This is a genomic window from Candidatus Xiphinematobacter sp., from assembly GCA_016766635.1.
In the GTDB taxonomy this organism is placed as follows: domain Bacteria; phylum Verrucomicrobiota; class Verrucomicrobiia; order Chthoniobacterales; family Xiphinematobacteraceae; genus Xiphinematobacter.
Genome location: CP068473.1, coordinates 221,971 through 234,241, shown reverse-complemented (window position 1 = coordinate 234,241; position 12,271 = coordinate 221,971). Strand labels below are relative to the sequence as shown.

Annotated in this window: 7 protein-coding genes and 1 tRNA gene; all 8 read left to right on the top strand. The window is 48.8% G+C overall.

Translation table 11 applies throughout. The features are described from left to right. Window positions 1-118 precede the first annotated feature (118 nt). The 8 genes from JMM79_01045 to JMM79_01010 all read left to right on the top strand — a co-directional run bounded on the left by JMM79_01045 (window position 119) and on the right by JMM79_01010 (window position 10,851). Window positions 119-259 (top strand): hypothetical protein, encoded by a 141-nt coding sequence (locus tag JMM79_01045; GenBank protein ID QQY08550.1) that lies wholly within the window; start codon window positions 119-121, stop codon window positions 257-259. A 137-nt stretch (window positions 260-396) separates the two neighbouring features. Beyond that, window positions 397-1,086, top strand: a complete 690-nt coding sequence (locus tag JMM79_01040; GenBank protein ID QQY08549.1) for a YggS family pyridoxal phosphate-dependent enzyme — start codon at window positions 397-399, stop codon at window positions 1,084-1,086. A gap of 232 nt (window positions 1,087-1,318) precedes the next feature. Further along, the gene (secA, locus tag JMM79_01035; protein ID QQY08548.1) at window positions 1,319-4,276 is read left to right on the top strand and encodes a preprotein translocase subunit SecA; all 2,958 of its coding nucleotides are present in this window, start codon (window positions 1,319-1,321) and stop codon (window positions 4,274-4,276) included. Window positions 4,277-4,603: 327 nt separating this feature from the next. Next, the gene (locus tag JMM79_01030) at window positions 4,604-5,872 is read left to right on the top strand and encodes an adenylosuccinate synthase (GenBank protein ID QQY08547.1); all 1,269 of its coding nucleotides are present in this window, start codon (window positions 4,604-4,606) and stop codon (window positions 5,870-5,872) included. Then, a complete protein-coding gene (locus JMM79_01025; GenBank protein ID QQY08546.1) occupies window positions 5,873-6,580 on the top strand; it encodes an isoprenyl transferase in 708 nt (235 codons plus the stop codon). A 439-nt stretch (window positions 6,581-7,019) separates the two neighbouring features. Then, window positions 7,020-8,177, top strand: coding sequence for a peptidylprolyl isomerase (locus tag JMM79_01020; protein QQY08545.1), 1,158 nt, complete (start codon window positions 7,020-7,022; stop codon window positions 8,175-8,177). Window positions 8,178-8,625: 448 nt separating this feature from the next. Further along, window positions 8,626-8,697, top strand: a tRNA-Ile gene (locus tag JMM79_01015). Between the two features lie 1,380 nt (window positions 8,698-10,077). After that, the gene (locus JMM79_01010) at window positions 10,078-10,851 is read left to right on the top strand and encodes an MBL fold metallo-hydrolase (protein ID QQY08544.1); all 774 of its coding nucleotides are present in this window, start codon (window positions 10,078-10,080) and stop codon (window positions 10,849-10,851) included. The last annotated feature ends 1,420 nt before the right edge of the window (window positions 10,852-12,271 follow it).

Genomic DNA, 12,271 nt, shown 5'->3' with positions numbered 1-12,271 from the left:
TTTTGGAGTACTCCGATCCGACCACAATCACCTTAGTTGAGTTAAGTTCTTTGCCAAGACTGCTAATTGCCTCTTGCACCCACGGCCCTGGATAGTATAGGAAACCTGGGGTGGTAGGATGATCGTCCATAAGAAAGATGGAGACCTTTACCGGCCGCCGATTGCAAGTCATATCGATACGGAAGGAGTTAGAAGGGAAGAGGGAAGAGAGGTAGGGGGGGTATGGTTTTTTTTGGAAACGCTCCGTAGGAGGGCCTAGTCGGTGCGAGCATCCCCTGTCCTTGGGTCGGTTTTGGGTTGCTGGATTTCGGCGAGCACGTCGTGACGGCCTATTGAGGGCATTATCGGTAGTTTGGTTGATTAGCGTCTACCCACCAGTAAGTGCGCATTCGGAAAATGCCAAGTGTTGCCCAAAGATTGACAGTGGTCAGGGAGAAACTGGCACAGGCGGCTTGGCGATCTGGCAGAGAGCCGGAGGAAATCACTCTGGTAGCCGTTTCTAAGATGCACCCAGCAAGCCAGATTCAAGAGGCCATTAATATGGGACAGCAAGTATTCGGAGAGAGCTATCTCCAGGAGGCCGTGAAGAAAGCCTCCGTGCTTCCTAGTCATCTCAGATGGCATCTAATTGGACATTTGCAGACCAATAAAATACGGGGGGCATTAGGGTTGTTTAGTCTAATACACGGCGTGCATTCCCTAGCATTAGCCAGAAATGTCGACAAGATTGCCGGTGAAAAAAATGTTCTCCCACGTCTCCTTTTGGAGGTTAATATTTCCGGGGAGACATCAAAATTTGGATTCACTCCAGGAGCGTTAGAGGCTCGCATGGAGGAGCTGCTGTCTCTACAACGTGTCCGGATCGATGGACTAATGACCGTAGCACCATATACTCCAGACCCAGAAAGCTCTCGCCGTCTCTTTTCTCAACTTCGGGAATACCGGGACCACCTAGCTAGGAAGGTTGGCACACCACTGGGTGTACTTTCCATGGGGATGAGCGGTGATTATCAAGTAGCAATAGAGGAGGGAGCAACCTTAGTCAGAGTGGGGGGTTCTATCTTTGGAGGGAGGCGTGCTCGTTAAACTTCCTCCACTAGTCTATCAATGCAACTTATTTGCTCATAGCTTTCCTCCATCGGACCTTGTTCAAAACACTGGCTAACCGTGGTAGTTTCTCTGCTGGTTTGCGCCTCTTATGGAAAATGCGCTTCGTCTTTATGGGGCAATCCGGCATTTCCCCCTTTGCTTTTTTCTTGGAATTAGGCCTCGAGTGTCTGGCTATCCTGTTGGCCAAGGTCGATTGTCATTTGTCTCCATGATGAGCTGGCTTTTAAAAATTCTGGGTTCTAGAAACCGGCGAGAGCTCCGTCGGATGCAACCTGTCGTCCTACGCTGTAAGGAAGCTGAACGGAAGCTGCAGCTTTGCTCAGATGAGGCACTGCGGGAGCAAACAGCTATCTGGAAAGCACGTTTTTCGGCGATCCAATCTACTCATCATCTGGCGGATGGCCTAGGGTCCATTCTTCCGGAAGCCTTTGCAGTGGTAAAAAATGCAGCCCAGCGCCTTTGCGGGCGTTCATTTGCTGTCTGCGATCAGTCAGTGACTTGGAATATGGTGCATTTTGATGTGCAGCTCCTGGGAGGAATTGTTCTTCATCAGGGACGCATTGCGGAAATGTCTACTGGGGAAGGGAAGACGCTAGTAGCCACGTTACCAGTCTTTCTTAACGCACTGGCAGGCCGTGGTGTTCACGTTGTTACTGTTAACGATTATTTAGCTAGGCGGGACGCCGAATGGATGGGCCAGCTTTACCGATTCCTTGGACTAACCGTTGGCTGCATCCAACACGATCAACCTCTGGAACTTCGGAGGCAGCAATACGCCAAAGACATTACATATGGAACCAATAGCGAGTTTGGCTTCGACTATCTGCGGGACAATGGAATGGCTACTAGCAGAGAACAACAAGTACAACGAGGACACTATTATGCCATTGTAGACGAGGTGGATTCTATCTTAATTGACGAGGCGCGTACTCCCCTCGTTATTAGCGGTCCAGCTGCCATTTCAACCCATCAATATGATCGTCTTAACCCGCTAGTAGAAAAATTGGTGAGGCAACAGACCACGCTTTGTAATCACTTGGTTTCCGAGGCTAAGGCAGCCATGGAAACTAAGCACTTTGAGGAAGCCGGCAGGATCCTGTTTAAAGTAAAACTGGGGCAGCCTCGTAACAAGGGGCTTTTGAGAATGATGGAAGGTCCAGAGCTACGGCGTGTGGTTGAGAAGGCTGAACTCTCCTTCTACCAGGACACAGACGGTAAGAAGCGCTTGATTGAACTAAAGGAAGAACTCTTTTTTACCATTGATGAGCAGCAACACGACGCAGACTTAACGGAAAGAGGGCGTAATTTTCTTAACCCAGATAACAGTGATGCCTTTGTGTTACCCGATTTACTGACGGAATTTGCAGACATCGATGGCGACCATCAACTAGATGAGTCAGAAAAAGCCGACAAAAAGGCCCAGCACCAGCTTCATTGCAACGTTCAGGCCGAGCGGATCCACAATATTTCCCAGTTACTTAAGGCATACTGTCTCTATGAGAAAGATGTTGAGTACGTAGTCGAAGAAAATAAAATCATTATCGTTGATACATTCACTGGACGTAAAATGCCTGGTCGTCGATGGAGCGATGGATTGCATCAGGCAGTGGAAGCAAAGGAAGGAGTGCAGATTGACCGAGAGACGCAAACCTTAGCTGCCATTACCATCCAAAATTACTTCCGCTTGTACGAAAAGTTGTCTGGCATGACAGGTACAGGAGAAACAGAGGCCAATGAATTCCATGATATCTATCAGCTGGACGTGGTAGTTATCCCTCCCAACCGTCCTGTACAGCGGAGGGATTTAAATGACCGCATCTATAAAACACGTCGAGAGAAGTACAATGCTGTGGTTGAGGAGATTAAAAACGCCCACAGGCGGAAGCAGCCAGTTCTTGTTGGTACGGCGAGCGTGGAAGCTTCTGAACTAGTAAGTCGCATGTTAAAGCGGGAGAGGATCCCACATACTGTGTTAAACGCAAAATATCATAGGCAAGAGGCAGAAATTATTGGTCGTGCGGGGACAGCGGGGGCAGTAACGATTTCTACAAATATGGCCGGTCGAGGAACAGATATCAAGCTTGGCCATAGGGTCGGTGATCTGGGTGGCCTATATGTTATCGGTACAGAGCGCCATGAGTCTCGTCGAATTGACCGCCAGCTGCGGGGCCGATGTGCTCGGCAGGGAGACCCTGGTATGTCCAGATTCTATGTGAGCTTTGAAGATGACCTTATGCGAAACTTTGGAGCTAGCGAACGCATGACAAAAATGATGGAAACTTTCGGTATGAGGGAGGGAGAGGAACTAGAACATCCCCTGCTGAACAAAAGTGTGGAAACTGCACAGAAACGTGTGGAGCAACGCAACTATCTAATTCGACGCCGCACGCTAGAATTTGATGATGTGATGAACCAACAGAGGGAGATAGTTTATGGTTATCGCAATGAAATCATGGATGCGGAGGATTTACGTGCGATGACTTTTGAGATGATCAATGAAATCGTGCCGAAGAAAGTAAGGGAATTTCTGGCAATGGCAGGAGATGTTGACAGTCTCGGCCTTCTTAACTGGATCAATACAACATTCTCACTCAGCTTATTTCCAGGAGAGGTGAACTTTTCTTCTCGGTCCCTCGAAGAAAACAGTATGTACCTAGCAAAGCACGTTTGCAGTGCTTATGAATGTCGAACGGTAACAGAAGATCCTCTAGAAATGAGAGAGTGGGAACGTCGGGTTATACTTGGTACAGTAGATTACCTCTGGCAAGAACATCTGTACGCTCTAGATGGACTCCGAGAGGCAGTCTACCTCCGCGCGTTCGGGCAGAAGGATCCATTGATTGAATATAAGAACGATGCGTACGCCATGTTTGTTGAAATGATGGACTCCACCAAGATGGAGATCTTAGTCAATCTCTTTCGAGGTGGCCTTGCTCATCCCTCCACCAGGTCCCCTTTGTTCCGCGGGGACCTGGTGGAGAAGGCTGCATTCGTTAGTTCTCCAATTCTTTCCGTATCCACCCCGTCCACCTCCCTAGATAGAGAACAATCTTCTCCTTGTGGAGAAGGAAGTGTATATAAAGTGGGAAGGAATCGCTCCTGTCCTTGTGGGAGTGGCAAAAAGTTCAAAAACTGCTGTGGACGTCAAAATTCTGTTTCAATATGAGAAACAGGGCCACTTCTGGATCCAGATGGATGGTCTGAACAACCTCAGTCTCACCCCGCGGGAATGCCGGCAACTTCAATGCAAGAGATCAGAAATAGGTCTGGTCAATAGAGTTCAATAGGGTCGGCCAACTTTTTCAGGTATGTTTCTTATGCATCTCCAGATCCAGGAGAAAATAGGCCTAGTGGACGAAAAAATGGCCGTGGGAAGCATAATTTCCCTTGTGTACCGAGGGAATGGATCCTAGAAGGTTACGCGGACTCTGGACCTGTCTGGAGGCAAAGGCTGCATCTTCCCGCAGTAGTTCCCGCAGTAGTATTTACGAAAATGGCAAATATTGTCCTTGTTGGCGCTCAGTGGGGAGATGAAGGGAAGGGAAAAATTATTGACTACCTCATGGAGGAGGCAGATGTCGTGGTCCGTAGTCAAGGAGGCAATAATGCAGGTCACACCATTATCCGTGGGGAGAGAAAGTATATTCTACATCTAATCCCATCGGGGATTTTACGGCGCAATAAGGTGTGTGTTATTGGGAATGGCGTGGTTATCGACCCTGTTGCTTTGGTAGAAGAAATTCAAGCTCTCCGAGTCCAGGGTGTCGAGGTGGGAAACAATCTACTTATTAGTGAATTGGCTCATCTGGTCCTCCCCTATCATCGTATGCTGGATGAGCGACTGGAAACTCTCAGAGGATGTGGCAAGCTCGGCACCACAAAGCAAGGGATCGGCCCCGCTTACTCAGATAAAGTAGCTCGTATAGGGTTACGGATGTGTGACTTGGTTAGCCCGAATACCTTTATGGAGAGACTAGCCGAACGTGTTCGAGAAAACAACACAACGCTGCTTTACCTAAGGGCAGAGCCGCTGGACTGTGGAAAGATTTTGGAAGCTTATCAAGCGGCCGCCGAGGTTTTACGCCCTTTTGTCTGTAACACAGTAGTCTTTCTGCACGATGCGATAGCGAGAAAGAAGAGATTACTCTTCGAGGGAGCACAAGGTGCCTATCTGGATCTAGACCATGGTACTTACCCTTTCGTAACCAGTAGCAACACCACAGCGGGTGGCGCCTGTACGGGAAGCGGTATACCACCACAGGAAATCAACCACGTTATTGGGGTAGTCAAAGCATACGCTACTCGCGTGGGTAGCGGTCCATTTCCTACTGAAAACAAGGAATTGAGTCATTTTTTTCACAAAATGGGGCGCGAGTTTGGAACAACAACTGGCCGTCCCCGCCGATGCGGTTGGTTTGACGCCGTAGCCGCTGTCTACGCAAGCATGGTTAATGGCATTGATAGACTGGCGATCACTAACTTGGATGGGTTGGATGCTATGGCGACTATCCAAGTATGCATCGGCTATCAACTAGAAGGCCATACGCTCCGTACACCTCCAGCTATGGTCTCTGATATGGAAAGATGCAAACCGATCTATAAGGCGGTACCGGGCTGGCAGTGTTCCACTGCATGCGCCCGCACCTACAGCGATTTGCCGGCGAGAGCAAGGAAATATATAAAATTGATTTCAGAATTTATGGGTGCTGATCCAATATTTGTTAGTGTAGGAGCAAGTAGGGAGCAGACCATACGGATCTAAATGAATAATGGAAAAGTTCCTACACATATTGCCATCATTATGGATGGTAATGGGCGTTGGGCAGAGCAGCGGGGATTTCCCCGATTGTCGGGCCATCAAGCAGGAGCAGACTCCATTCGGGAGTGCATAGAGGTCTGTAGGAAGATAGGAGTCCAGTACCTAACTTTATATGCGTTTTCATCGGAAAATTGGAAGCGGCCTTCTGTAGAAGTGAAAGGATTGATGGACTTACTAGAACGCTTCCTTCGGGAAAGCATCGAAGAAATGATCCATCAGGAAGTTCGCTTGTATGCCATTGGGCATTTGCAAGATTTACCGGCTACCTGTCGGCACCTCCTAGAAAAAGCAAGAGAACGTACCGCTTCTAATCGTGGCATTACGCTAGTCCTTGCTTTGAGCTACAGCAGTCGAATGGAAATTGTTGATGCAGCTAGGCGTATCGTGCAAGCCGTGCAGGATGGGCAAGTAGATATGGATCAAATTGATGATCAGCTATTTGGGAATTATCTGTATACTCAAGGTATACCTGATCCAGATCTTTTGATTCGAACTTCCGGGGAAATCCGGCTTTCTAATTTTCTTCTTTGGCAGTCTAGTTATACGGAGATTTATGTAACATCGAAGTTGTGGCCGGATTTTCGGGCTGCAGATTTACGAGAAGCTTTGGATGAGTATGGTCGCCGCCGCCGTCGCTATGGGAAACTCTGACGGCTGATAGAAAACAGAGGACAAAGTTGTAGCTCTTGAATCTTGAATATTATGTGTGGTGCGAGCTTGGTACAGAAATTACTGGTAAATAGGCCAATAAGGCAAGACTACAAAGTCTTCGGGTCGCAGCCATAACTGCTATGGCGTAGCCTTCCGATGTCTAGCATACTAGCTCTTTGGCTCCAGGCAGAATTCTCTGGGGCGAAATGAATCTGGGATGGACCAAGGATCCCGAGGAGCAGTAGCATCCAGAGCAGTTCTGGGAAGCAATACACAAATGGGGTATACATTTTCGATGCTGTATAAGTTGAGCTCGGGGTCAATATCCATCAAGTCCAGCGAATCTTTGTGGACATTCTGTTGCATGCAAGGGAACAGGGGGAACACACGTGAGACGAATCCTATGAGTCTTCCTTCTAGGTTTTTTTGAGTGTTGCAGATGAGCCGGATAACAGTTAAAGCTAGGCCAGGTGGTGAAAAACAAAACAGGCTGTTTGTGTTCAGACGTATGTGGGAGGATACTCCCTCCCTTAGGTGCTCGGAGGACCATGGTTTTGGGCGGTACTCCGTAAGGCGGCTTGGCGAGGCGTTGATTGAGTTGATGTTCAAGCTAGTGGTCGTTTTTTTGTGTACCCTCTCGGTGGTTTCCTTAGCCTCTACATGCGTCTGTGGCGCTCATGAAGAGTTTTTGGATGGGGTTGCCGCTATCGTTAACGGTAACGTGGTTACCACCTCGGAAGTCCGCGAAGCTGTGCGTAGTAGAGAGAGGACAGCGCTGGGTGGCTGTGGCATGGTTGGAGACCAGGAAAAGCTACAGAGCCTGAGAAACTTGGTGACCAGGGAGTTAGTCGACCGTCAGCTTATACTCCAGGAGTTTCGCAAGCGCGAGCTTATCATACCTCCCGGTGTGGTAGAGGGGCAAATAAGGAAAATTATCTGCGAGAATTTCGGCGGAAATCGGTCTGCGCTCGTCCACACCTTGTGGTCCCAGCATGGTACACTAGACCAGCTTAGAAAAGCCGAGACTGACAGGATAGCCATCCTGGCAATGCATCAGGAAAATATAAAGGACGATTTTGTTACCTCGCCCGTCCAGGTATGGCAGTATTTCAGGAAGAATAGAAGCTCATATACTACTCCAGAGCGGGTAAAGCTGCGGATGATTGTTTTGCGCGAAGGCAGCAGTAGTGGCGATTCCTTAGTGGGTAGAGGGAACAAGAAAGCTGTTGCTGAGGAGATTCACGCTAAGCTGATCGGTGGAGAGAAATTTGACCATATGGCGCGTGTATACTCTGAGGATACCTCCACTAGAGATTCCGGTGGGGATTGGGGGTGGATTGGGCGGACGACCTTGAATGCAGATCTTTCCGATTTGGCGTTTTCTATGCGGTCTGGAGAGATTAGCCCTGTTACCTCCATTGGGGATGCCCATTACATCCTGTTTGTAGAGGCCCACAAACGCGCATCGGTGAAGAGGATTGGGGAAGTCCGCGACGAAATTGAACGCTTTCTCGTTCGCCAAGAGCGTGCCAGAACTCAGGAGCGTTGGTTAAAGGGGCTGAGGAAAAGAGCCTTCATCAAGATTCTATCTCAGTAGCCGTTGCTTCACCAATAAATAAACGTCGTCCCCCGAAGTAGGCTTGTAGGTATTTTATGGACTCGCGTGCCAAATGTAGAAATAGCTCGGCTCTCTTTTGGTTAGTAGTGCGTTATTTAGAAGGTCCATCAGCAGGGCTTGAGGATCTTTCTAGAAGGAGAAAGGGGAAGGAAGAGGGCTTTTCGGGAGTTCCAGGACAACTTACTGGCTTGTTTCTGGCTCCAACTAGGCTTGGACATAGGGGGGCAATCGCAACATGCCTCCATTCTAGCAAGAGGAGTAAAATGGTACGGGCCAAGGCCTTGCTGTAGAAGAGAGACTCTTTCCAGGGCGCCAGGAGTTGATTACTTCATTAGCACCCCCTTCTGGGCAACGATTTGGCTACTAAACCCAGTTCGTTTTTGCATCGAATAATCGCTGTAAGGGGGGAACAAGGTGAATGGATGTGGGGGGTGTAGCTCAATGGTAGAGCAGGCGGCTCATAACTGCTTGGTTCCCGGTTCGAGTCCGGGCGCCCCTATCTCTATTGGATTAGACCATCCTGCGACAATCCAGGAATTGATGGAGCTGTTGCTGCGGATCTAGCTTAGGACGTAGTTCCCGTTAGTAGGAGACCGGATGCTCTTCGTATTTTGCGTCGTTTATCCCTGGGAGATTGGATTTGGAGTCGCGTCTGAAGCAAGTTGCTGGTGACTTTCGGTAGAAAGTTTCCTTGGTTACCCTTTGTTTTACTCTCTTCTTTTCTTATGGAGATGGTTGGGGCCCTTCCTGGTCCGTTCTTGGACCAACATGGAAAAACCATCTCTGCTGATTAGTGTCTAAAGCAGCCTTTTGAAAAATCAACATCGAAAGCTTACTCTCCATGAAACCCCACGCGCTTAGATGCACACCCGGATGGAACTCATTCGCGCTATAATCAGTTGAACACAGTTTTCGGACAAGATCCCTCTCTCAACCCAGAGTCCATTTTGTGGTATTGCGGCATCCACCGTGCAGAAAAAAAGCCCGGCCCGGTTGCAGGATTACTTTTCGACCCCGCCACATTATCCTCCGCGACTTTTGTTGTGGAAGCCCACCCCCATTACACCACGGATGCCACAGGTAATTTCAGTGCAACATGCCATCTTTCACCGCGGACTAGATTTCTATTTTTTGATTCATATTTTTTATGTACACTGCTTTCGAAGAGCACGTTCCGGCCCTTGGTCTTATTCTAGTCTTATTCATTCGACTTACCATAGGGTTTCAAAATTAAGTTCTGCGTTGGACTTCCCGAAAGGGTACTGGTTCCCTCGGCGGAGGTCGTCGCCAGGTGTTCCTAAGCGCGCTACGATAAGCGCGCTACGAATGGCATTAATATTGTTCCAATTCTTGGGGAGCATCCGAGGTTTCTGCGATGTATTCTGTCAGAATTGCCGCCTGCGGGCGCCTTCCACTGTTGTTCGTTGTCGCTGAAGAGTTCTATGCACTGCTAGCGCAAACTGATGGACCCCGTTTGTCTTGCAAGCTTTTTTTGAAAAGGAAGTTATTTAGGTGACTGGCACGGCATGCCAAAAAGATTAAACCTTGGGCATCCAAGGAAGAGTGGACCTCACAGTGAGCAAGCGTTTTTAAGCTCCCTCAGCTAGAGAAAGCAAATTAGACTTAAGGCGGCCCGGTGACCTAAAATTCATTAACCTTTTCCAAGCGTCTACTCCGCTTAGGAACTTGTGGAGTGCCACAGCTAATTCGCTAATTCAAATGCACCCAAATTGGTCGACTCGCGCCTTCCACAGTCCTACTTCCTCTCCATGCAGTGATCTCCCGCTTCCGTCAAAAGGAAGAGGTAAAGCGTGGCAGATTCATAGCAGAGAAGATCAAGGCATGTTTCCTGCATAGAAGAAACAAGGTAGGATATCTTATGGCAAAATTAGAACTTACCTTTTTGGGGACCGGAACTTCTAGCGGTGTGCCGGTTATTGGCTGCGACTGCGAGGTCTGTCGTTCACAGGATCCCAAAGACCACAGACTGCGACCCTCCATCCTATTGCGAACCGAGCAGATATGCCTCATTGTGGACACCCCTCCGGATTTCCGGGCGCAGTGCTTACGGGCGAACATTCGGGGCATGGATGCTGTTCTCTATACGCACGCACACTCTGATCACATTCTAGGATTTGACGATTTGTGCCACTTCCTTAAATTCAAGAACTCCGATACACCCATTTACGGTGTGTCAGAGACACTTACAGGGATCAAGAGAATGTTTTTCTATGCCTTTAGGGAGGCAGGCAATCAGGCGCGGCCGCATCTGAGAGAAATCCACGGGGAATTTAATTTGGGAGATCTCCGGATTGTCCCAGTGGACCTTCCGCACGGCCTATTCACCACAGCTGGTTTCGTATTCTATCACGCTGGAAGGAAAGCCCTCGCCTACTATACGGACTGTAGTACCGTTCCATCAAGAGCAGAAGGTGTAGCAAGAGGGGTGGAAGTGCTGGTGGTTGGTGCGCTGCGTTACACATCCCACCCTACCCATCTGACTGTCCAAGGTGCTTTAAGAGTGGCTAAGCATCTTAGTAGCCGCACTTGCTATTTTACCCACATGGGCCATGAACTCAAATATGAGCAGATCCGATCTTCTTTACCCAGTAGGGTGTTTCCTGCCTATGATGGCCTCCAAGTCCAGATCTAAGGAATCCAATAGAGGAGTGAACTAGAATAGCAATCTTATGACGAGGGCCGCAGAACTATCATTAATGGAAGTAGGCAGGTTGCTTTCTGCACAGAGCATGTTCCGGACAACTTCTCCGGGGGCCGATACCCAAAATCCCACTAGGCTGTGCCACTCTCCTATTAGTTTAGTGCTTTCACCAGAGGCCTTATTGTCTTGCAGACGGAATTGTAATCCCAATCACATTATGTGCCACATTTGACCTTCTGAACCGTACCGAGTTTGGGTTTAGGCGTGTGGCAGCGACATGGCCGGAACAATCTGGTGGGTAGATTGAGAAAAAGAGAAATCCCTTTGAAGGAAGAATTACGGGCGCTAGATCTACTTTGGTAATGGCTTTCTTATCGACGGGAGTGGCCCGCCATTTCTTGCTGGATCTCACCACGTGGCTTGTGAGTTTCGATGGATTTTATCCATGGATTAATCTTGACGGCTCCGTAACATGTAGTCGCACACTGGGCTCATACACAAGGAGTCTTCTCTCATCTCTCCAAAAAAAGAAAAGAATGGTTAGAGGCGTCACGGAGATTTCGATGAGCATATAAGGTGCGAGGCAAGCTGTTCAGGGGAAATAGGTCACCATTTAGTTTTGCTGAAGCAACAGAAGGCTCCAGCAAAAGGGACCCCGAACGGTCAGTGAAGGACTGCAGGCCACTTCCTGACTCCTGGAGGGGGAGTATAGCGACGCTGTGGAGGAACTTTCCAACACCAACCTCGCAGTGTGGAAATGTCCGAGTCCTGCCGTAACACCTAGAATGTCCCTGCACCCGGGCGTTGTAAGAGCTATCCTGGTGGTAGGTAATAATTCAGGTGGAATTCATTTCCATAAGGAGGTATTAGGATGGTCTGCTGTCACAGTGGGTAAGTTGTTGCACCCCTTAGGCTTGCCAAGCAGGTACTACCTTTCCTTAGTTCCTCTAATCTCAGCAATCTCAGCATCTCCACGCTCAGTCACGCTTAAATATAAGCGTACACAGTCATGAGGCAGATAACTTGGGGGAAGTACTTCTGGAGAATGCGTATAAATGCACGTAATAAGAGCACACTGGGGAAGATGTATGCCAGATTGGTGTCTGCAGATCGGGAGTTCCCGGTGAACTTCGTGGTTCTCCAAAATTGCCCAATTCCCTCCCGAACAACGCTGCACCATACCACATTCCTGAATCAAGAACTTATCCAAGGAACCTTGTATTTACTGATTGCACAACTGGCCCTGAACACAGTAGTCGATTTTTCTAGAAGTCGTTTGTCAGGTACACCCTACTTGTATGGGAGAATACCCCCGCATGAGAGCGTGACCGGCCCATGACAGTATATGATGTACAGATGCATAGTTAGGATTGACCAACGACAGGAAAGTGTCCGTGGAGGCTCACTCCCT

Bases quoted from the DNA above. Each gene is read 5' to 3' on its own strand.
- JMM79_01040 (QQY08549.1), top strand. From the start codon at position 397: ATGCCAAGTGTTGCCCAAAGATTGACAGTGGTCAGGGAGAAACTGGCA.
- JMM79_01045 (QQY08550.1), top strand. From the start codon at position 119: ATGATCGTCCATAAGAAAGATGGAGACCTTTACCGGCCGCCGATTGCA.
- JMM79_01010 (QQY08544.1), top strand. From the start codon at position 10,078: ATGGCAAAATTAGAACTTACCTTTTTGGGGACCGGAACTTCTAGCGGT.
- JMM79_01020 (QQY08545.1), top strand. From the start codon at position 7,020: ATGAGCCGGATAACAGTTAAAGCTAGGCCAGGTGGTGAAAAACAAAAC.
- JMM79_01030 (QQY08547.1), top strand. From the start codon at position 4,604: ATGGCAAATATTGTCCTTGTTGGCGCTCAGTGGGGAGATGAAGGGAAG.
- JMM79_01025 (QQY08546.1), top strand. From the start codon at position 5,873: ATGAATAATGGAAAAGTTCCTACACATATTGCCATCATTATGGATGGT.
- secA (QQY08548.1), top strand. From the start codon at position 1,319: ATGATGAGCTGGCTTTTAAAAATTCTGGGTTCTAGAAACCGGCGAGAG.